This is a genomic window from Dyella japonica, from assembly GCF_040545895.1.
Classification (GTDB): domain Bacteria; phylum Pseudomonadota; class Gammaproteobacteria; order Xanthomonadales; family Rhodanobacteraceae; genus Dyella; species Dyella japonica_D.
The window spans coordinates 475,983-498,487 of record NZ_JBEPMU010000004.1 but is presented as its reverse complement, the minus strand read 5'-3'; the positions used below and the strand labels follow the sequence as shown (position 1 = coordinate 498,487).

The 22,505-nt window shown below is 64.8% G+C and carries 14 protein-coding genes; 9 read left to right on the top strand and 5 right to left on the bottom strand.

Going from position 1 to position 22,505, the window contains the following annotated elements:
• Positions 1–167: 167 nt before the first annotated feature.
• Positions 168–1,193 (top strand): LacI family DNA-binding transcriptional regulator, encoded by a 1,026-nt coding sequence (locus ABIC75_RS15515; protein WP_354014863.1) that lies wholly within the window; start codon positions 168–170, stop codon positions 1,191–1,193.
• Between the two features lies 1 nt (position 1,194).
• Here ABIC75_RS15515 and ABIC75_RS15510 read toward each other — a convergent pair whose 3' ends face one another.
• The 5 genes from ABIC75_RS15510 to ABIC75_RS15490 all read right to left on the bottom strand — a co-directional run bounded on the left by ABIC75_RS15510 (position 1,195) and on the right by ABIC75_RS15490 (position 11,926).
• Positions 1,195–2,688: an MFS transporter gene (locus ABIC75_RS15510; RefSeq protein WP_354014781.1), complete on the bottom strand. Its 1,494-nt coding sequence runs from the start codon at positions 2,686–2,688 to the stop codon at positions 1,195–1,197.
• The gene (locus ABIC75_RS15505; protein ID WP_354014780.1) at positions 2,685–4,889 is read right to left on the bottom strand and encodes a Six-hairpin glycosidase-like protein; all 2,205 of its coding nucleotides are present in this window, start codon (positions 4,887–4,889) and stop codon (positions 2,685–2,687) included. The genes ABIC75_RS15510 and ABIC75_RS15505 overlap by 4 nt, the downstream gene beginning before the upstream one ends.
• Before the next feature lie 11 nt (positions 4,890–4,900).
• Positions 4,901–7,234: a glycoside hydrolase family 31 protein gene (locus tag ABIC75_RS15500; RefSeq protein ID WP_354014779.1), complete on the bottom strand. Its 2,334-nt coding sequence runs from the start codon at positions 7,232–7,234 to the stop codon at positions 4,901–4,903.
• Positions 7,234–8,808, bottom strand: coding sequence for an alpha-amylase family glycosyl hydrolase (locus tag ABIC75_RS15495; protein ID WP_354014778.1), 1,575 nt, complete (start codon positions 8,806–8,808; stop codon positions 7,234–7,236). Before ABIC75_RS15495 ends, ABIC75_RS15500 begins: the two co-directional genes overlap by 1 nt.
• Positions 8,809–8,986: 178 nt before the next feature.
• Complete coding sequence (locus ABIC75_RS15490; RefSeq protein ID WP_354014777.1) at positions 8,987–11,926, bottom strand: TonB-dependent receptor; 2,940 nt, start codon at positions 11,924–11,926, stop codon at positions 8,987–8,989.
• A gap of 510 nt (positions 11,927–12,436) precedes the next feature.
• Between ABIC75_RS15490 and ABIC75_RS15485 the strand changes: the two genes are divergently transcribed.
• The 8 genes from ABIC75_RS15485 (at position 12,437) to ABIC75_RS15450 (ending at position 22,500) form a co-directional block, all read left to right on the top strand.
• Positions 12,437–14,053 (top strand): alpha-glucosidase family protein, encoded by a 1,617-nt coding sequence (locus ABIC75_RS15485; protein ID WP_354014776.1) that lies wholly within the window; start codon positions 12,437–12,439, stop codon positions 14,051–14,053.
• A gap of 168 nt (positions 14,054–14,221) precedes the next feature.
• Positions 14,222–14,440, top strand: a complete 219-nt coding sequence (locus ABIC75_RS15480) for a hypothetical protein (RefSeq protein WP_354014775.1) — start codon at positions 14,222–14,224, stop codon at positions 14,438–14,440.
• An 82-nt stretch (positions 14,441–14,522) separates the two neighbouring features.
• Complete coding sequence (locus tag ABIC75_RS15475; RefSeq protein WP_354014774.1) at positions 14,523–15,713, top strand: FAD-dependent oxidoreductase; 1,191 nt, start codon at positions 14,523–14,525, stop codon at positions 15,711–15,713.
• A 100-nt stretch (positions 15,714–15,813) separates the two neighbouring features.
• A complete protein-coding gene (locus ABIC75_RS15470; protein WP_354014773.1) occupies positions 15,814–17,769 on the top strand; it encodes a serine hydrolase domain-containing protein in 1,956 nt (651 codons plus the stop codon).
• A 119-nt stretch (positions 17,770–17,888) separates the two neighbouring features.
• Entirely contained in the window at positions 17,889–20,084 is a 2,196-nt protein-coding gene (uvrD, locus tag ABIC75_RS15465) for a DNA helicase II (RefSeq protein WP_354014772.1), read from the top strand.
• A gap of 10 nt (positions 20,085–20,094) precedes the next feature.
• Entirely contained in the window at positions 20,095–20,664 is a 570-nt protein-coding gene (locus ABIC75_RS15460) for an FUSC family protein (protein WP_354014771.1), read from the top strand.
• A gap of 101 nt (positions 20,665–20,765) precedes the next feature.
• Entirely contained in the window at positions 20,766–21,125 is a 360-nt protein-coding gene (locus ABIC75_RS15455; RefSeq protein WP_354014770.1) for a hypothetical protein, read from the top strand.
• Positions 21,126–21,264: 139 nt separating this feature from the next.
• Entirely contained in the window at positions 21,265–22,500 is a 1,236-nt protein-coding gene (locus ABIC75_RS15450) for a hypothetical protein (RefSeq protein WP_354014769.1), read from the top strand.
• The last annotated feature ends 5 nt before the right edge of the window (positions 22,501–22,505 follow it).

Genomic DNA, 22,505 nt, shown 5'->3' with positions numbered 1-22,505 from the left:
GTAAGCGAACCTCTCCCCTGGGTTTCGCTTCCACCCCGGCCCCGAGGATTCCCCCCTAATCCTCGGGGCTTTTTTATGCCCGTCGCCCGATGTGGCGCATGAAAGGACAGCGAGCACTCAAGCCGCTAGGATCTGCGCACGGACTCAAGAGTCACCGCTGCGTGCAGATCAAGGGAAAAGTCACCTCATTCGATATTGCCCACCTGGCCGGGGTCTCCCAGTCCACGGTGTCGCGCGCGTTGCGCGGCAGTCCGCTGGTCAACGAGGAAACCCGCCGGCGCATCCAGGCGGCGGTCGAAGAGCTGAACTACAAGGTCGACAAGAACGCCTCGGGCCTGCGCGCCAAGCACACCGGCACGCTGGCCCTGCTGCTGTTCGAAGATCCGACCGCCGACGAGTCGCACATCAATCCATTCTTTCTTTCGATGCTCGGCTCGATCACGCGCGCCAGCGCGCAGCGCGGCTACGACCTGCTGATCTCCTTCCAGCAGTTCTCCCGCGACTGGCACGCCGACTACGCGGACAGCAAGAAAGCCGACGGCATCATCCTGCTCGGCTACGGCGACTACCTGGCCACGCGCGACAAGCTGCAGAAACTGGTGGACCAGGGCACGCGCTGCGTGCGCTGGGGCGCGGTGCTGCCCGACCAGCCGGATGTGTCGGTGGGTTGCGACAACATCAGCGGCGGGCGCGACGTGACGGCGCATCTGCTCGAGCAGGGCTGCCAGCGCATCGCCTTCCTCGGCGACGCCTCCAGTCATTACCCCGAATTCTTCGATCGCTACCGCGGCTATGCGCGCGCCCTGAGCAACGCGGGCCTGGACGCGGAAGCGCTGCTGCAGGTGAACGCCGAAAGTACCGAGCGCTCCGGCTACGACGCGATGGAAACGTTGCTGGCGCGGGGCGTGGCCTTCGATGCCGTGTTCGCCGCCAGCGATCTGATCGCCATCGGCGCCATGCGCGCCCTCGCCGACCACGGCCTGAAGGTGCCGGAAGATGTGGCGTTGGCTGGCTTCGACGACATTCCGATGGCCAGCTTCGTCAATCCGCCGCTCACCACCGTGTTGCAGGACACCAAGCTGGCCGGCGAAATCCTGGTGGACAACCTGCTCGCGCTGATCCGCGGCGAGCCCGCCGAAAGCGGCATGCTGCCGGCGAAGCTGATCGTGCGCAAATCCAGCCTGAAGCGCTGAATTATTTGCTGCTTGCGGGCGCCGCCGACCACTGCGTGGAAGGCTCGGCCACACGCAGCGTGCACAGCCCCGCAATGATCAGGCTCGCACCGCCCATCGCCAGCGCCCAGATCGGCTGCCCGTGGAAGAACAGGCGCAGCAGCAGGCCCAGCACGCTCGCCGCCATCAGCTGCGGGATCACGATGAAGAAATTGAAGATGCCCATATAGACGCCCATCTTCGCGGCCGGCAGGTTGTCCGACAGCAGCGCATATGGCAGCGACAGGATCGACGCCCACGCAAAGCCCACGCCCACCATCGACAGCAGCAGCCACTGCGGATCGCGGATCACCAGGAACGACAACAGGCCCGCACCGCCCAGCCAACAATTGGCCAGATGACTGGTGCGCAAGCCCCAGCGACGCACCATCCAGGGAATCGCCGCAGCAGCCACCGCGGCAAAGCCGTTATAGGCGGCAAACAACACGCCCACCCAGTTGGCGCCTTCGTTGTAGGCGGCCGAATGCGTGTCAGTGGTGCCGTAATGCACCGAGGTCACCCCCGCAGTGGTGTAGATCCACAACGCGAACAACGCGAACCACGAGAAGAACTGCACCACGGCGAGACGGCGCATCGTCTCCGGCATGCCATAGAGATCGCCCATCACCTGACGCAGCATGCCGCTGCTGCGCGTGAAGGAAAGCCACGAGAACAACCCGCCAAACAGCACCAGGCCGCCTGCAAGCAGATACAGCTCTTTCTCCAGCGCGTAATGGCGAATCGCCGCCAGCAGCACGAGTCCCGCGATGATGAGCACCGCGCCAAAGCGCCATGCGCGGGATGCGTGGACAACGCCTGTTTCCACCGGGCCATCGCTAAAGGCTTCCAACTCGCCTGGCGGATATTCGCGCGTGGTCAGCACCGTCCACAGCACCGACACCAGCAACACCACGCCGCCGAGATAGAACGCGTACTTCACCGTGTCGGGAATGGCGCCCTCGCCCGCCACATTGCTCACGCCAAGCTTGGCCAGCAGCCATGGCAGCAGCGACGCCACCACCGAGCCCACGCCAATGAAGAAGCTCTGCATCGCATAGCCCAGCGGTCGCTGCCGTGGCGGCAACTGGTCGCCCACGAAGGCGCGGAACGGTTCCATCGAAATATTGATGGAGGCATCCATGATCCACAGCAGGCCCGCTGCCACCCACAACACGGGCGAGTTGGGCATGCACAGCAGGGCCAGCGTGGTGAGCACGGCACCGATGAGGAAATACGGCCGGCGACGGCCCAGCCGCGTCCACGTGCGATCCGACAGATAGCCGATCACCGGCTGCACCAGCAACCCCGAGAACGGCGCGGCGATCCACAACGCGGGAATGTCGCCCACGTCCGCGCCCAGCGTCTGGAAAATGCGGCTGACGTTCGCGTTCTGCAACGCAAAGCCGAACTGGATGCCCAGGAAACCAAAGCACATGTTCCAGATCTGCCAGAACGACAGCTCGGGCTTGCGCGTCATGGCGTGGACGTTCCCGGCAATGGCGACAGCAGCATCGCCTCGACGCTGGCATCGTTCACGGGGCCCGTGGCCCCGCCCTGTTCGCCGGTGTAGTGCGCGTTGTGGCGCAGGTCGCTCATGTTGAATCCCTGATCCAGGCGGAAGCGGCAAAGCGCGCCCGCCCGTGCCGAGAACGTGGCCGTGGTGGAGCGCTGCGTGCCCACACTATGCGGCATCACGACCGGAATGCGCTGTGGCGCTGCACCATCGCACGACACGTCCAGCAGTTTCACGGCGGCCGTGACACCGGTTTGAATAGGGCCATGGTTGTTCATGTAGTCGAACGACACATTCGTATCGCCATCGCTGGTCGCCTTCCACTCCCACGGGCCGGCACCGGCCAGACGCGCTTCGTCGCCCTTGCAGGTGGCCGCGCTGGGCAGTGATTCGAGCCCGCCGTCGCCCACGCGGGTGAGCTGGAAGCACTGGCGCGACGTACCCTTCGGCACCGCAAGGCTGCCGTCGATCGGCCCCACGCGACGGCCATCCAGATACAGCACGCCCTTGCCCTCGAAACTGATTTGCCAGCCCTTGGCCGATGCGGCGACGACAGGAGCGTCCGGCATCTCGGGTCCGAACAGGGGCGCGTTCATGCGCAAGGGTTTCGCACCGGAATGCATGGCCTTCAACTGCACGGTGGTTTCGTTGCCCTTGCGCTGTTGCGACTGCGCCACCAGCAAATCACCATCGAGTTTCGCCGGCCGCACCAGCGTCACGCGCTGGCCCGCGAGATCGAGCGTGATGCTCGGCTTGTCGCCGAACAGCGGCGCCACCCACGACGCGGGCAGCTTGGGATCGATGCGACCGTCGTCACCCACGCCGAACACGCCGGTGATCACCATGTCGAGGTAACCCGCCACCGACCACAGCTGGCGCGGCGAATTCACCACCGGGCCGCTGAGCTTGCCTTCGTCCACATGCACGGCCTGCGAGACCAGCTCGTAGTTTTCCATGTTGTACGAAGCGAGCGCCGCGCCTCGCAGGATCGAATCCATTTCGTGCACGATGCGCGGCGCATCGTTCACCGTGCGCGCGGCGCGCAGCGAATAGGCGCTCACGAACGGCCAGATCGCGCGGTTGTGATAGACCGGCTGATCCTTGCGCTCGGGCCAGATCACCGGGCTGCCAGCCGGCCATGCCGGATAGTTCGCGAGCGCCTGTCGCGCCCTCGCCGTATCGGCAACGCCGGTGGTGACGGCGAGCGCGATGCCGAGCAGATCGTAACTGTCGACCGGCATCGCCGCGGGACCGAGGTAGCTCATGTACATGCCGCGATCGGCGCGCCAGAAATGCGCATTGATCGCCTGCTTCAGCGCATCGGCCTGCGCGCGATAGTCCTTCGCGGCAGCATCGTGCTTCTTGTCGGCCAGTTGCGCCGCCAGCTGCAACGCCTGGTAGTGCAGCACGTTGGTGGAGAGCGCGAAGGACTCGCCGATGTAGCGCACGTCCTTTTCCGTCCATGCGGGATAGGTCTGCTCGCGCCAGTCGAGGAACGACGTCTCGCCGCGGTACAGGCCAAGCCGGCCATCGAACACATAGAGCCGATCCTGCGCCAACGTGTCTTTCAACGCGCGCCAGGTGTCGTCGGCGAACGAAGCATCGTCCAGCAAGTGCCGCGCACCAAGGAACCACACCACGCGATCGGTGCTGATCGGCCAGCTGCCGCCGGAGCCGGTGTCCTGCATCACATACAGGCCTTGCGGCACCGATGGCTCGCGCACGTCGGACAGCTTGAAACGCAGCGAGTTGCGCGCACGCTCCGGATCAATGCGCCACAGTGACAAGTCGATGGAATACGACGTGTCGCGAGTCCACACGTAGGGCCATTTGTCGCCGGTGGCGAAGCACACGCAGGGAATCTCGCGTCCGTGGTCGTAGGCGCCATCCTTGATGGCCGACACCGAATCGTGGCCGAGATCATCCTGTGCCATGGCGAACAGGCCATCGAACAGCGGACTGGCCGTATGCACGCGCAGCTTCTGCGCCGCAATGCTGCGATCACCCGCAGGCGCGTGCAGTACGAAGCTGCCCTCGGCTTGCGCGCTCATGCTCGTCGTCTTGCCGTTCCAGCTCACGTCACCCTTGGCGGTGATGGCCTGGGCCTGCACGGCGCCCGCGATCAACCCGGCTGCGCAGGCCAATGCGATGCGCGCACGACGCATGCCTGCGCCCCTCACGGCTGCACCGCCGGCGTGGTGAGCTGGATGTTCGTCGCCCTGCCTGCTTCGATCTTCACGTACGTCACCTCGCCAAACCGGTCATGACCCTGCGCCCAGCCCTCGCCCTGCGTTGCACGCAGCGCCTCGACACCAGTCGCCTTCGTCAGCGGCTTGCCATCGATGGTGACTGCACTGGAGGCGCCGCCATGGATCGCCACCACATAGTCCTCAAGAGCTGGATGGAACGCGCCGGCGGGAGCCGCCGCGCGGAAGTCCACCACGTTACCTTCGCGACGCACGGACAGCGCCTGCAGGAAGTAAGCCCCCTTCTCGTAGCCGTAGGTTTCGCCGTCGTCGTCGTAGACGTCGAAACGCGTTTCGGCATTCGATGGAAACACTTGCACATCGAGCGACGTCACCGGCTGCTGGCCCACATAGTCCATCACCGGCTGCTGCGGAATGATCGCGCCTTCGCGCACGAACAGCGGGATGTCGCTCCAGTCCGCTGCATCGACCTTGAGCGTGATCTCGCGGTCGCCCTCGTAGGTCTTGCCATCGAACCAGTTGACCCAGCGGCCATGCGGCAACTGCAGGCGCTTCACTGTCTGTCCCTGCTCCACCACCGGCGCCACCAGCAGGTAGTCGCCGAACATCCATGCATCGATGCGATCACGCTGCGCCGCATCCTGCGGATAGACGAACTGCAGCGGACGCACCAGGCCCACGCCGTCGGCATGCGCGTGATGCTCGTAGCTGTAGATGTACGGAATCAGCGAATAGCGCAGGCGAATCGCCTCGGTGGCGGCCTTCTCCGCGACCGGGCCGTAGACCCACGGTTGACGCTTCTGTCCGAAATCGGCATGCACGCGGAATACCGGCGTGAATGCGCCGAACTGGATCCAGCGCGCATAGTTCTCGGGTGACGGCATCGGCGCCTTGAAGCCGCCGCCGTCCATGCCCCAATGCATGGCGCCCACGTCGAACGCGGCGAGCATGCGCTGGCGCTGTGCCGCCATGCTGGCAAAGCCGCTCTGGATATCGCCCGACCACACGCCATAGGCGTAGCGCTGCGAACCGAGATAGAAGTTGCGGTTGATCGACCACACGCGCTGGTCGCTGATGCTGCGCTGGCCGTCGTACAGCGCGCGCTGCATGTTGAGGAATTGCGTGTCGACGCCGCTGTCGTCCGCCTCGTCGTTCCACCAGCCCACGATGCCGGTGGCGAAGGAATGCTTGAGCGCGTCGTTGAAGAACCACGCGCGCACTTCGGGTTTGTCGAAGTCCACGTCGCGCACGGGCTTGTGCGAGAAATAGTCGGGCGCCTCCTTCGATTGCGCCAGCCAGTAGCCGCGCGCGGTGGCGTCGCGTCCTTCCACCGTGTCCACATGCACGCGCGGCTTCATGATGCCGGTCATGTGCATGCCACGCTGATCCATCTGCTGCTTGAGCTTGCCGTCGGGACCGTCGGGAAACTTGTCGGTGTTCCAGCGGAATTCGCCCATGTCCTCGCCCCACGCCTTCCAGTCGAAGTCGAAGGTGAAGTTGTCGATGGGAATGTGCTTGGCGCGGTAGGTATCCACCAGCGTCAGCGCTTCCTTCTGGTCGATGCCCCACTGGCTGTTGGTGAAACCCATCGCCCACTTGGGAAACATCGGCGCGGCGCCACTGACCTGTCGCAGCTGGGCGAACAACGCGTCGGGCGCGCCCACCATCAGGTAGATGGTGTGAACCTTCGCCTGCCTGGACTGGATGGCGATGTCGGTTCCACTCAGATCGAACTGCGCAGGCTCCGCATCGGCGAGCACGCCATAGCCCGCCGTGCTCCATACGAACGGCGCGCCTGTGTGGCCCTGCGCGCCGGCGGTGGCGATCTGCTTGCCCTGGCGCAGCAGGTCCCCGGTCTTCGGATCGAACGCATTGAGGCCGCCGATGCCGTACTGCGGATCGCCCTTGGCATGGCGCACCACCCAGCGGCCATCGATGGCGTGCGAGAGATCCGCACTCAGCAGAAGATGCCCGGCGGGATCTTCCACGCGCAATTCCGCGCGATGCGGATTCCAGTGCAGCGCAAGCTGCGCGGAACGCAGGATTTGCTCATCGCCCTGCGTTTCGCGCGTCACTTCGACCGGATCGAAGCTGGCCTGCGCGTCGATGACCGGCGTGGCTGGCTCGCGCGTGCCGTCGACACGCAACTGCACGATGCCCGGCGCCAGCAGGCGCAGTTCCAGCTTGCCACCGGGTAGCGTGAGTTCCATGCGATCGGCACTGGCATCATTGCGCGCGGCCACGGCGACCGGTGTGATGGCCATGGCCGAGAGCAGCGCCAGCGCGAGCAGCCGCGCCCGCATCAGTGCAACACCACGGTGGTGTAGGCGGGCAGGTGGAGCGCGCCGTGTTCCAGCGCGGCCTGGGGCTTGGTGGTCAATTGCACGGTGGCGTCCTTGGGCAGCAGATCCCCCTTAGGTTTCCACACTGCGCTCTTGCCGGAAAGGTTGTGCACCACCAAAAGTTTCTGCTTGCCGTCGTTGCGCCAGTAGGCGACCACGTTGGGCAGGCCGGTGGCGACCACGGTCAGGTCGCCGTCGCGCAGCGCACCGTTCTGCGCGCGCCAGCCGATCAGGGTGCGATAGGTGTTGTACAGCGAGGCCGGATCGTCCTGCTCCGCCTGCACGGACACGCCCTGCCCCTGGTTCACGCTCGAAGGCTTCCAGCGCGACTCGCCCGGACCGGCCTCGCGCGTCCAGCGCATCGGCTCGCGCAGGTTTTCGTCGGGCTTCTTGCCTTCCATGCCCAGCTCTTCGCCGTAATAGATATACGGACGGCCCGGCAGCGTCAGCAGCATCGCGGCGGCCATGCGCATGTGATCGAGGTTGCCGTTAAGGCGGCTCATCACACGTTCCTGGTCATGATTGGACAGGAAGGTGGAGTCAATATGCGGCGTGTCGCCCGCTGCCTTGTACGCGTCGTAGGTGGCCTTGAGCAGATTGCTCAATTGACCTGCACGCTCGCTCCTGGCGCTCACGATCAGCTGCTCGGCCAGCGGAAAATCGAAGATCGAACCCAGCGGCTTGAGATAGGGAGCAAGTTCCTTCGGCGAAGTGGCGCTCACTTCGCCCACCAGGGTCACGTTGGGGTTCGTCTTGGCGAGCGCGTCGTGATATTCGGTCCACCACGCCACGTTCTTCTCCAGCGCCTTGGCGCTGTGCACGTCCGACTTGAAGTCGACATAGATGTGCTTGGCCGCATCCAGGCGGAAACCATCCACGCCCTTGCCCAGCCAGTACTGGCCGACCTTGATCATCTCCGCGCGCACGGCCGGATTGTCGTAGTTGAGGTCGGGCATGTGGCCGCCGAACACGCCGATGTACCAGCCGTCGTCGCCCGCATGCCAGATCGGCGTATCGGTGGCGCTGATGGCCTTGAGGTCGGGTTGTTTGGACGTCCAGCTGTACCAGTCGCGATGCGCGCCATCGGCGTGCTGCGCATCGACGAACCACGGATGGTCCTTGGCGGTGTGGTTGATCACCATGTCCATGGTCACGGCGATGCCGCGCTTGTGCGCTTCGGCAACGAGTCTTTCCAGATCGGCCGTGCTGCCGTACTGCGGGTTGATGCCGTAGTAATCGGTGATGTCGTAGCCGTGATAGCTGGGCGAGCTGTTGATCGGCATCAGCCAGATGCCGCTGATGCCCAGCGATTTCAGATAATCGAGCTTGGCGGTGACACCGTTGAGATCGCCGATGCCGTCGCCGTTGGTGTCGTACCAGGCGCGCACGAAGATTTCGTAGTAGACGCCCGAAGGCTGCTGCGCCGTCGACGCGGGAACCGGAGTTGCATCGGCCGCGCTTACGTTCGTCGTAGCGGCACCGAGCGCGAAGGAAAGAGCGAACGCAAGAGAACTGAACAGGCGATTCCGGGACATGCTGTGCTCCATTCGAAAGCCGCTGGCCATCGACGGAACGGTACACCGGAACGCAACTATCGCATCGGACCGGAAACCGCTACGCCGGGCCTCGCGGTGTGTATTTGCCGTGCCGATCAGTCGGCATGGCCCCAAAAGCATCGCGCCGGCCTCTTTCGAGACCGGCGCGATTCGTGGCTTACAGCTTGAACTCGACGCCGAGGTAGCTGGTGCGTCCGAAGTACTGGATCGTACCGGTCTGCTGCGGGTTGCCGCCGAAGTAGGTACGGGTCGGCTGGTTCGTCAGGTTGAGCATCTGGTACACCACCTTGAACTGCTGGGTGATGTCGTACGAGGCCTGGAAGTCGTACACCGTCTCGGCCGCGAAGGTCACCAGCTGGTTGCTGACGGCCATCTGCGTATCGGACAGGAACGACGAGCGGTAGTTGCCCGACACACGTGCCGAGAACGGACCGTAGTCGTAGAACACCGCCGCGCTGGCCACGCGCTTGGACAAGCCGGGCAGGCCGACGTAGGTGGTCGGGCCACCCAGGTTGGTCGGGTTGCGCACGGTGCTGGAGGTCAGCGCGAAGTTCGCCTGCACGCCCAGGCCAGCCCAGATACCGGGCAGGAAGTGCGTCTTCGAACCGGACAGTTCCAGACCACGCACCAAGCCACCCTTGGCGTTGTATGCCGTCTGGTACTCACCGTTGAGGTACTGCTTGCCGGTGGTCGGATCGATCGGCACCGGAATGCCGGCCGCAGCGAAGTCGTAATTGTTGTACGTCACGTCCTGCACGAACGACTTCACGTCCTTGAAGAACACGCCGGCGGTAAGCAGACCGGTGGAATCGTCAAAGTAGTGTTCGTAGTCGAGGTCGTACTGCGTGGCGCGCAGCGGATCGAGCAGCGGGCTGGTGCCGCCCCACACGTTGTACTGGCCGTTGGACACCCACGAACCGGAACCGGCGAGCATCTTGTCGATCGGCGGACGCGACAACACCTTCGCCGCCGAGAAACGCATCATGTCATCGTCGGTGAGGTGATAGATCAGGTTGAGCGACGGCAGGTAGTCGGTGTAGGTCTTGCCGACGGTGAGCGGCGCGTAGTCGGAGCTGGTGTTGCCGTTGCCGTCGGTGATCGGGATGCCCGCACCGTTGCCCACCTGCTGCAGGCCCATGCTGTACTGCGACTGGTGCGACACGCGGATGCCCACGTTGCCGCTCAGCTCATGACCGAACACGTTCTGCGCATCGATATCCGCCTGCAGGAAGATGTCGCGCGTCTTCTCGGCCACTTCACCGCTCTGCACATACGTCCAGCTCTGGTCGGTGATGTTCTTCACCGGGTTGGCGTTGATGCCATGGGCCGCAAGAATCGCCGGGCCATTGAGCGTCAGGAAGCAGGGGAAGCCGGAGAACTTGCCCTTCCAGCAGGTCACCTTGGCGGCGCTGGAGGGAATGCTCAGCGGCGGCTGGCCAGCCACCGGCGAAGTGTTCCATTCCGAACCATAGACGTACGCTTCGCGATCGGCGTTGTACGTGTGGTTGTTCATGTACACGCCCGCTTCCAGCGCGGACAGCCACGAACTGTTGGGCATGTCGTACTTCACGCTGGTGCGGAAGGCCTTCATCTTGTCGTGGTAGATGTACGGATACACGCCGTAACGCGACAAGCCCATGTCGGCGAGGTTGGTGTACAGGCCCGGATTGGCGAACTGCGCCGTGCCCACGTTCTGGCCGCGCAGCTGGAAGTTCATCGCCTGCGCCATCAACTGCGGATTCGCCGTGCCCAAGCCCGAATACGGATCGGCCGTGGTGTCCACGTTGATCTCGTTGCTGGTGGCGCGCGACAGCGACAGGTCGGCATCGATGTGCCAATTGCCGTGATCCCACTTTGCGTTCAAGCCACCGGAGAAGACGCTGGTGGTGGTGGAGTAGTTGTCGGCAGTGGTCTCGTTGGAGAACTGGTTGCCGTACGGATTGCCGGTGCGCGGATCCACGCCCGTGGTCGGGTTGCTGGCCACCGAGCCGCCGATCAGCGTGCCCAGCGAGCTCCACACCGGGTTGGTGATCTGCGTGTTGTTGCCGTAGAAGTTCTGCGAGCGGAAGCCGTAGCCGAACGACTCGTTCTTGAACTTGGAGTAGAAGCCGTCGCCGGTGATCTTCAGCTCGTCGGTGGGCTTCCACACGATGGTGGCGATTTCGCCAGTGCGGCGCTCTTCACCGCCGTTCTGCTGCAGCTGGATGCCTTCGGGCAGGTAGCCCGTGGCAGCGCCCGGCTGCGAGTTGATCGAGTACTTCGAACCGTCCGAGGCTTCGCCCACGAACTGCTCGGCCACGTGCGGCTGGTACAGCTGCGCCACGCCCAGGCCAACGCCGAGGGTGTTGTCGAGGAACTTGCCCTGGTAGGCCGCACTCAGGCGGTAGCCCACGGCATTGGCGCCGCTCACGTCGTGCGCCTGGCCGTCGTAGCTGCCGCGCGCGTCGATGTTGAGGTTCTGGTCCTTCGGCGCCAGCAGCGGATCGGCCGTCTGCAGCGCAATGGTGCCGCCCACGCCGCCGGTGATCAGCGAAGCCTGCGAGGACTTGTACACCGTGGCCATGTTGATCAGCTCCGACGGGTACTGGTCGAAGTTGATGTAGTTGCTGCCGCTGGTGGAGGGCTGCTCACGACCGTCGAGCGTGGTCTGGATGAAGTTGCCCGAGAGGCCGCGGATGTTGATCTGCGAGGCCTGGCCAGCAATGCGCTCGGCGGACACGCCCGGCAGGCGGGTCAGTGCGTCGGCGATGGACTGGTCCGGCAGGCCGCCGATGTCGGCCGCGGTGATGACGTTGGTGATGGTGTCCGAGTAGCGCTGGTAGTCGATCGACTTTTCCATGCTCTGGTTGTAGCCCGTCACCGTGATGGTGGAGAGGCTCTTGGCCAGCTGCTGGTCCTGCGTCTGCTTGGTCTGGTCGTCCTTCTTGGCGTTGGGATCGCTCTGCTGGGCAGAGGTGTCCTGCGCGCTCGTTGCACCAGTGGCGACGGCAGTGCCGGTCGCGTTCGCGCCCGCATCGGCCGGCGTCGCATGAATACTCGCCGTCAAACAAAGACCGGACGCCAGCGCCAGGGCCAGCACATTACGTTTCAATTCCACCGTCTTCCCCTCCCACGGGTTTGCACTTCATCGTTGGTTTTGTAGTTGCCGCAGTCGCCCCCACAGGCGCTGCGGGCTACGCGCCAGTGCATGCCGATCATTCGGAGGGCCCCGTCGCGTGGCGGCCATGGTAGGGCTGCAAAAAAAGCCGAACAGGCCTATGCATACGTATTCATGACCTGGTTTTTTTGTGCACCTTTGACAAAATCCTAATGGGTGCGCGTCTCACGCCCGTTGTCAGCGTACGGTCTGCGGCGACGTCGCACGACGCTCGAAAAATGGATGGTGGCGCGGTTTGTCGTGCGTTTGTGCGCCTCGCCGAGCGCAAGCTTCCTTGCCGGCAATCGAATCTCTTTGCCACCTGCTGCATCGCAATATCGCGATTTTCTGAATACGTATGCAGCCGACGCATCCGCTTCGCGCTCTGCCTTTAAGCTGCCCCCCGCGCTTCGCTACAGGTCCATTTGCCTGACACGCGACGCAGGTATTGGGCGGGAACGGGACAAACGAATGAGTGAAGCACCCTGGTGGCGCGGAGCCGTCACCTATCAGATCTATCCACGCAGCTTCATGGACACCAACGGCGATGGCGTCGGTGACCTGCCGGGCATCGTCGACAAGCTCGGCTATGTGGCGAGCCTTGGCGTGGACGCGATCTGGATTTCGCCGTTCTTCCGCTCGCCCATGGCCGACTTCGGCTACGACATTGCGGACTATCGCGAAGTCGATCCCCTGTTCGGCACCAACGACGATTTCGACCGCCTGCTGGCCAAGGCGCATACGCTCGGCCTGAAGGTGATGATCGACCAAGTGCTTAGCCACACGTCGATGGAGCACGCCTGGTTCAAGGAAAGCCGCGAGAGCCGCGACAACCCCAAGGCCGACTGGTACGTGTGGGCCGACGCAAAAGCCGACGGCACGCCGCCCAACAACTGGCTCTCGCTGTTCGGCGGTTGCGCCTGGCAGTGGGAACCGCGCCGCGGCCAGTACTACCTGCACAACTTCCTGACCTCGCAGCCGGACCTCAACTATCACCACCCCGACGTGCGCCGCGCCGTGCTCGACGAGGTGAAGTACTGGCTGGACAAGGGCGTCAACGGCCTGCGACTGGACGCGATCAACTTCTGCTTCCACGACCGCGAACTGCGCGACAACCCGCCCAAGCCCGAAGACAAGCGCGTGGGCCGCGGCTTCAGCGCGGACAACCCATACGCGTTCCAGTACCACTACTACAACAACACGCAGCCGGAGAACATCGCGTTCCTGGAAGAGCTGCGCGCCTTGATGGACCAGTACGAAGATGTCGCCGCCATCGGCGAGATCTCCTCGGAAGACTCGCTCGCCACCACCGCCGAATACACCAGCGGCAATCGCCTGCACATGGGCTACAGCTTCGAGCTGCTCACCGATGATTTCAGTGCGGGCTATATCCGCGGCACGGTGGAAAACCTCGAAGCGCAGATGCTCGAAGGCTGGCCGTGCTGGGCCATTTCCAACCATGACGTATCGCGCGTACTCAGTCGTTGGGGCAATGGCAACGCGTCGCCGAAACTCGCCAACCTGCTGAGCGCCATGGTGTGCTCGCTGCGTGGATCGGTATGCGTGTACCAGGGCGAAGAACTGGGCCTCACCGAAGCGGACGTGCCGTTCGAATCGTTGCAGGACCCCTACGGCATCACCTTCTGGCCCACCTTCAAGGGCCGCGATGGATGCCGCACGCCGATGCCGTGGAACGGCGGCATCAACGCCGGCTTCAGCGTGGGCGATCCGTGGTTGCCGGTGCCGGCCGAACATCGCGCGCTGGCCGTGACGCTGCAGGACGCCACGCCCGATTCCACGCTCAACGGTTTCCGCCAGTTCATGGCGTGGCGCAAGACGCAGCCGGCGTTGCGCTGGGGCAACATCCAGTTCATCGATACGCCCGAACCCGTGCTGGCCTTTGCCCGCAAACACGGCGACGAGACGCTGCTGGTCGCGTTCAACCTCTCCAAGGCACCGGTGGAACTGCCGCTGGCCGGCCTGGGCAAGCTCACGCTCGTCGACGGCCATGGGCTTAGCCAGGGCATCGCGACCGCCGATGGCCTGAGCCTGCCCGGTCATGGCGCGCTGTTCGCCCGCGTGGACTAGACATACGCTTACCCCTCTCGACGGCGGCAATACCTCTTCACGCCGCCGTCGACTTTTCACTCTCCCTCTGCTCCTATGGTGGCGCGTCAACGACTTGGCGCATTTTCACAACGGCGTGACGCGCTCTGGCGATTCTTCGGCCCGTTCACCTTTTCCAAGGAGCTTTCCATGCGTGCAGTGCTGATCATCCTCGGCGTTCTTCTGTTGGCCGGCGGCATCTATGTCCTGGCAGGCCATGGCAGTTACCAGACCACCGACACCCTCGTGCAGATCGGCTCGGCCAAGGTCAGTGCCACGCATGACAAGGCGCTGCCGCAGTGGGTAGGCATTGCAGGCGTTGTGGTGGGAGCGTTGCTTGCGCTCGGTGGGTTCATGAAGAAGGGCTGATGGCCGATTGCCCGTCATTCCGGCGCAGGCCGGAATGACGAGCGTGTACGATTAGACGCCTTCACTCTCCCGAGAGCGCACGATGGAACGCCGTCAATTCCTGCGCCAGGCCAGTGCCACGCTGGCCGCAGCCTCGACCGCGGGACTTGCCGCCTGCACCGCGCCATCCGTGAAACCGCCTTCGGCCTCCGCCAGCTGTCCGGCTTCGCTCGCGCCCATCCGCGCCAGCACCGACCGCATCACCGGCGTCTACGTGTGCACCCGTCCATTTCGCGCGCAAGGGCCGCGCATCGAGATGGAGAAGGTCGGCGCGAAAACCGTGGTGCACAACTACGGGCACGGCGGCAGCGGCTGGTCGCTGTCGTGGGGATCGGGCACGCTGGCCTTGCAGATGGTGCAGTCCACGGGCGCGCGAGAGCTGGGCGTGATCGGCTGCGGCGCGATCGGCCTCACCACCGCCCTGCTCGCGCAACAGGCGGGCCTGTCCACGCGCATCTATGCCAAGGCACTGCCGCCGGACGTGTTCTCCATGCGCGCCTCCGGCTTGTGGACGCCCGACTCGCGCATCTGCGATGCCGCGCATGCGCCATCACTTGCCGATCGCTGGGAAATGATGACGCGCCTTTCCTACGCGCGTTACCAGAGCCTGCTCGGCCTGCCGGGCCAACCGATCGAATGGATCGACGGTTATTCGCTGGCCGACGCACCGTTCGGCAAGTTCCACGGCGACGTGTCCGATGAACCGGAGTACGGCGAATTTGGCGACCGCGTGCGCGATCTCACGCCACGCCCGGCGGAACTGGCGCCGGGCACGCATCCCTTCCCCGAACCGTACGTGCGCCGCTACACCACGCTGATGTTCAACATCAGCAGCTACGCGAACTACCTGATGAGCGAATACCTCGCGGCCGGCGGCAAGATCGAGATCCGCGAGTTCGAACATGCCGGGCAGCTGCAACAGCTGCCCGAGCACACCCTGGTCAATGCCACCGGCTACGGCGCGCGTGCACTGTTCAAGGACGACACGGTAATCCCCGTGCGCGGGCAGACGGCAAGGCTGATACCGCAGCCCGAAGTCCGGTACGGTTTGCGTACGCAAAACCTCAGCGTGGTGCCGCGCAGCGACGGCATCATGGTGCAGGTGATCGGCGACGCGGGCAACTTCAACAACCCCGACACCACGCCGCAGCGCGAGGTTTCCGAGGCCGCGGTGCGCGAGCTGGCCGATGTCGTCGCCAAGATGAAACGCGACTTGGCACACACTTCCAGCTGAAAACAGCCTGACGCGCGTTGACGCCACGCCGACGCCACGACACAAGGGGCGGTGCATACTTGCCGTTCGTCCCCGCTGCGCCCGCTTCAAGGAGTCTTGCATGCTCGCCATCGCGTCCACCGTGATGAGCCGGTTTTCGCTGCGCAGGCAGGTGGCGGCGTTCGCCTTGATGCTGCTGCCGGCCGCGCTGTGGGCGCAGGCGCCGATCCAGATCACGCCACTGCCGGAAGCCAAACACGCGACAGTGCAGCAGCTGGGCGCAGCCGATCTCGATGCACGCGACCTGCAAACCTGGCTCGATGCCGAGATGAGCGGCGTGATGCGGCAAGGCGCGATCGGTGGCGCCGTGGTCGTGGTGGTGAAGGACGGCGAGCTGCTGTACGCCAGGGGGTATGGCGACGCGGATGCGGCGGCGAAGAAGCCGGTCGATCCTGTCGCCACGATGTTCCGCGTGGGCTCGATCTCCGAACTGTTCACCTGGACGGCGGTGATGCAACTGGTCGAGAAGCACAAGCTCGACCTGGATGCCGACATCAACCGCTATCTCGACTTCATCGTGCCGCCGCGCGACGGCAAGCCCATCACGTTGCGCGACCTGATGACGCACACCGCCGGCTTCGAAGAAGTGCTCAAGGACCGCTACACCGGCAACCCCGCCTCGCTGATGCGCTATGAGGCATGGTTGAAGCAATGGGTGCCGGCGCGCATCTACAACACGGGCGAGGTGCCTGCGTATTCCGCGTATGGCGCGGCGTTGGCCGGTTACATCGTGCAGCGCGTGTCCGGGCAGCCGTTCAACGACTACATGGAACGGCACATGCTGGAGCCGCTGGAGATGAAGCACGCCAGCTTCCGGCAGCCGTTGCCAGCGTCATTGCAGGCCGATCTGGCACTCAACTACGGCAGGCAGGGAGCCGCTCCGCATCCGTTCGAGTTCCGCATGGCCGCGCCGGCGAGCGCGTTGTCGGTGAGCGGCGAAGACATGGCGCACTTCATGATCGCGCACCTGCAGTTCGGCCGATCCGGCAATGCGCAGTTGCTGGAACAGGCGACCGTGCAGTTGATGCAGGGTTACCAGCGCGCCGTGATTCCCGGTTTGCCCGGCATGGCGCTGGGTTTCATGCATCTCGATCACGGCGACCAGATCATCCTCGGCGGCGGCGATGATGTCGCCGGTTCGCATAGCCTGCTTGCGCTGTTCCCCGAACGTCATACGGGCATCTTCATCGCCACGCAGGGCGGCCATGCGGGAACGCTGTTGCGACCGCTGGTGAATCATTTCTCGGATCGCTATTTTCCCGCGCTGCCGCAGCTGAAACCGGCGACGCTGGGCACGGACAAGCAGCACGCCGCGCAGTTGGTGGGCCGCTACGCTTCCAGCATCACGTCGCACAGCAACGTGCTCGCACTGCGCGACTACTTCCAGCAGGCCCGCATCAGCGTGGCAACGGACGGCAGCCTGATCGCGCCCATGTTTGGCTCCGCGCACTGGCGCGAAGTGAAACCCTACCTGTGGCTGGACGATGCCACGGGACGTCACCTCGGCGCCCTCATGCGCGATGGCAAGGTCGGCATGGTGTCGGTAGATACGCTGTCGCCCTCGCTCGTGTACCTGCCCGCCACCGGCTGGTCGCCCGCGCGCGTCATCGGCGTGGTGACGGCGATGCTCGCCGTATTCGCACTGATCGCCCTCTCGTGGCCCATCGTGGCGCTGCTGCGTCGACGCGACATCTCGGCGCTGGCCGACCAGGACCTGCGCTGGTATCGCCTCAGCCGCCTCACGGCCATCCTGTATCTGCTGTTCGCGGGCGGCTGGTATCTGATGCTGCCGCGGCTCGGCGCCTCGGTGCTCGATACGCGACTTCGCCTGCTGCAACTGATCGGCGTCCTGGCCGTGCTGGGTACGCTGGCGGTGGCCTTGGAAACATGGCGCGCCTGGCGCCATGGCGGGAGCTGGTGGCGCCGGATCAGCGGCACGATCCTGCTGCTGGCCTGCCTCGCCGCCATCGCCTTCATCGCGCACTGGCACCTGCTGAGCCCGGGTCTCAACTACTGAGGCCCGGAGCGTCAGTTCAAACGATCCGCCGACATTCATTTTCCTCACCGTCATTCCCGCGAAAGGGGGAATGACGGTGAGGCGGGACCGACGTTGCCCTGCCCGGTACAATAGGCAAGATGGATGTCTCCCACCTGATCGACAAGCTCAACGACGCGCAGCGCGAAGCCGTTTGCGCGCCTCCCGGCAACTACCTCGTGCTCGCCGGCGCCGGTTCCGGCAAGACCCGCGTACTCACCCACCGCATCGGCTGGCTCACGCAGGTCGAAGGCATTTCGCCGTGGGCGATCCTCGCCGTCACCTTCACCAACAAGGCGTCGGGCGAGATGCGTGCACGATTGGATCAGCTGATCCCCGGCGGTACGCAGGGCCTTACCGTGGGCACGTTCCACGGCATCGCGCATCGCCTGCTGCGTCGTCACTGGCGCGAAGCGGGCCTGCCGGAAGGTTTCCAGATACTCGACGCCGACGACCAGCAGCGCATCGTCAAGCGCGTGGTGACGGGAATGGGCCTGGACGAAGCACGCTTCCCGCCGCGCCAGGCCACCTGGCAGATCAACCAGTGGAAGGATGAAGGCAAGCGCGCCGACACCATCGAGCATCGCGATCACCCGATGACGCGCACGCTGGTGCAGATTTACCAGGCGTACGAGGAAGCCTGCCGCCGCGCGGGCCTGGTCGACTTCGCCGAACTGCTGCTGCGCGCGCACGAACTGTGGCTGCACAACCCGGCCATCCTCGAGCACTACCGCGATCGCTGGCGCTACCTGCTGATCGACGAATTCCAGGACACCAACACGCTGCAATACGCGTGGATACGCGTACTCGCCGGCCAGACCGGCCAGGTGTTCGTGGTGGGCGACGACGACCAGGCCATCTACGGCTGGCGCGGCGCGAAGGTGGAGAACGTGCAGCAGTTCCTGCGCGATTTCCCCGGTGCCAAGACCATCAAGCTGGAACAGAACTACCGCTCCACGTCGACCATCCTCAAAGCAGCCAATAGCGTGATCGCCCGCAACGGCGGCCGCCTCGGCAAGCAGCTGTGGACCGACGGCGGCGAAGGCGAGCGCATCGCGCTGTATGCGGCCTACAACGAACAGGACGAAGCACGCTTCGTGGTGGAGCGCATCCGCGAATACGTCGCCGAGCATGGCGAGGCGCGCGACTGCGCGATTCTCTATCGCTCCAATGCACAGTCGCGCAACTTCGAAGAACAGCTGATGCAGCGCGACATCCGCTTCCGCGTGTATGGCGGCCAGCGCTTCTTCGACCGTGCGGAAATCAAGGACGCACTGGCGTATCTGCGCCTCTCCTCCAATCGCCAGGACGATGCCGCGTTCGAGCGCGCCGTGAACACGCCGCCGCGCGGCATCGGCGACCGCACGCTGGACGTGCTGCGCCGTCGCGCACGCGCCGAGGGCAGTTCCATGTGGGAAGCCTCGCTGAGCGAACTCAGCGGCGGCAGCGAGCTGGCGGGCCGCGCGAAGAACGCGGTGAAGGCGTTCCTGTCGATGATCGAGGATATGGCGCGCGCCTTCGCGGGTGCCGGCGTGGGCGATGCGCTCGCGCTGGCCGAGCAGATCGACCACGCCATCACCCACACCGGCCTGCGCGACTTCTACGAGAAGGACAGCCGCGGCAATGCCGAATCGCGCGTGGAAAACCTGGACGAACTGGTCAACGTCGCCAGCCGTTTCGAACTCACGCCCGATGACGAGGAAGCCGGCCTGAGCGAACTGGCCGCCTTCCTCTCGCACGCCGCACTGGAAGCCGGCGAAGGCCAGGGCGAAGCCTGGGACGACTGCGTGCAGCTGATGACGCTGCACTCGGCGAAAGGCCTGGAATTCCCGGTGGTGTTCCTGGTCGGCATGGAGGAAGGCCTGTTCCCGAGCCAGCGTTCCGTGGAAGACGAAGGTCGCCTGGAAGAAGAACGCCGCCTGGCCTACGTGGGCATCACCCGTGCGCGCGAGCGGCTGTTCATCACCTACGCCGAATCGCGCCGCATGCACGGCGTGGAGATGCTCGCGCGGCCGTCACGCTTCCTGGCGGAAATTCCCCCGGAACTCATCGACGAGGTGCGCCCGCGCGTGCAGGTGAGTCGCCCACTCTACGGTGCGCGACCCAACTCGGGCTCGATCTCGCTGGAAGAAACCATGCCGCTGAAACTTGGCCAGCGCGTGAACCATCCCAGCTTCGGCGAAGGCATCGTGGTGAGCGCCGAAGGCAGCGGCGCGCACATGCGCATCCAGGTCAACTTCGCCAGCAGCGGCAGCAAATGGCTGGTCTATGCGTATGCGAACCTGACACCGCTATAGGTACACGACGATGAGCGACCGGCCCTCACTGCGCGAGAACTTCCGTCGGTTGTTCGACGTGGAGCGGGGCCTGGCCACGATGTACCACCACCTGCCGTGGACGCATCGGCTCATGCAGGCGTTGTGGCTCTCGCTGCTCACCGTACTCTCCGCCAGCATCGCCTATGGGCTCGGCCTGGCCCTGCATGCCGAGCAGGCCTTCTGGGCGCCGCTCACCGCCGTCGCGGTGACGCAGCAGAGCTACATGGAAACGCGCACCTCCTCGCGCGACCAGCTCATCGGCGCCTTCGTGGGCAGCGTGGCCGGCTTCAGCGCCCGGCTGGCGCTGGGCGACATGTACATCGCCTACCCGATGGCCATCGTCGCCTCCATCACCACGTGCTGGCTGTTCCGCCTGGGTAACGCGGCGCGGCTCAGCTGCATCACGCCCACCATCATCATGCTCGTGCCGTACACCGGTTCGTTCTGGCTGATCGCCCTGCTGCGCATCGCCCAGGTGGCGCTGGGCATCGCCAGCGCGATGGTGGTAGTGAGCGTGGCCGAGCGCGTGCAGCAGTGGTGGATTCGCCCGGCCGAGTAGACCGGCTTGTCATCCGCTGGCTAAACGCAGGAAGCTTCGACGGGAACCGCCGACTCATCGCGGCCCTCCCAATCAGGCATTCCACGCAGGCCAGGCACACCATGACGCCCGACACTTCAGAAGAAGAATCCGCCGCCGCCAACCGCGCACGCCTTGACCACGACATCTGCGTGCACATCTTCACCGCCTCGGCGGCGATGGTGGGCGTGTGCCTCACCGTGATCGGCATCCTTCGCGTGGTCATTTCGCTGCGCAAGGAAGACCTGCTCGGCGACGACCTGCTGGCCTTCAACTCCATGCTCTACCTGTCGTCGTGCCTGCTCTCGTACTGGGCGTTGCGCACGCGCAGCCTGCGTCGCAACCATCGACTGGAACGCATGGCCGACTCGATCTTCCTGCTGGCACTGGTGTTCACGGCGATCAACGCCGGCTTCATCACCTGGGCGATTTCGGCGAGTTGACCGACGTGACAGGCCGCACCGGGCGCGCCATGATCTTGCGCGCCGTCAGGGGGAATGACGGACAAGCCACTGGCACGTCGCGCGGACACATGGCCCGCGCGACATGGCACCCGTCTTTCGGCCGGACCTTCGAGCGCACATGCAGACACCCTGGTTCCTGGATCATCTCGGTCTCACCACCACGGCCGATGCCGCGGATATCAAGCGCGCCTACGCCGCACGCCTGAAACAGATCGACCAGGCGACCGATATCGCCGGTTTCATGCGTCTGCGTGAAGCCTATGCCGCCGCCACCGCGTGGTCTCGCCAGGCCAACGAAGACATGATCGCGGAGCATGCGCCCGTGTCGGTGGCATCGACGCCGTCGCCTTCGACGGCAGCTCCCGTGAGCGACCTGCCGCTACCCGATCCGCGTGCGCCCATGAACGTGGCGACGCAGGCCTTCCAAGAACTGGAGCAGCGGCTAGGCAAGCACGAAGCACCCAACATCGTGATCAGCGAGCAATTGGCTGGCCTGCAAGGTGAACACCTGCAGGCCACCGCGATCTTCGAAGCCATGCTGATCGACGGGCTTGCCACGATGCGCCTGCCGCAACGGCTTGCGATCTTCGGCACTGCCCGTGATCAGATGGGTTGGGACGACATCGTCCATGTGCAGCAGATGGGCGCGCGTGGGCAGTGGATTCGGTCGGTGCAGCAGGAAGAAATCTTCTGGAAGCGCACCGCCGACGCCACGGGCTGCCATGACTTGTTCGATCGCCTTGGCGGCGTACCGACGCTCGACCGCACCGACCTCACGCCCTCGCATTTCTCGCGTGATGCCACCCTGCGCTGGCCGGACATGCAGCAGTTGCTGCAGCAGTATCCGCACTACCTCGCGCTACGCGTGGAGCGCTCGGCGCTGGCAGCCTGGGAGCAGGCGTACGCGGCGCTACCGCCACGCGACAAGGCGATGGCCGAGTCGTTCTCCAACCTGCCTTCGCCCGCGGCGTATCGCCAGACAGCGCCAGCGCGTGGACGCACCAACGTTGGCGGCAGGATGGGCGCCGTCATCGGCCTTGTCGTGATGCTCAATCTGTTCAACCACGCGTTCAACAGCGAGTCGCGCACGCCAGAACGGAGCGCATCGACGCCAGCGGCTTCCGCGCCACTAGTGTCTCGTCCAGCCTTCACCCTGCCCGAGCACGTATCGATCACGCCAGGCAATTGCGAACGGATCGAGGGCGTGGTGCACGAGCCGGACTGGGCGCCGCCGCTGGATCCGACCCAGTTGCATCGTCTACGCGATGCTACGTTGTCCTGCCTGCGTAGCGGTCGATGGCCACACTGGCGCATCGCCGATCCCCAGCTGGCGAAGCTGGGGATCCAGACCTGACAACC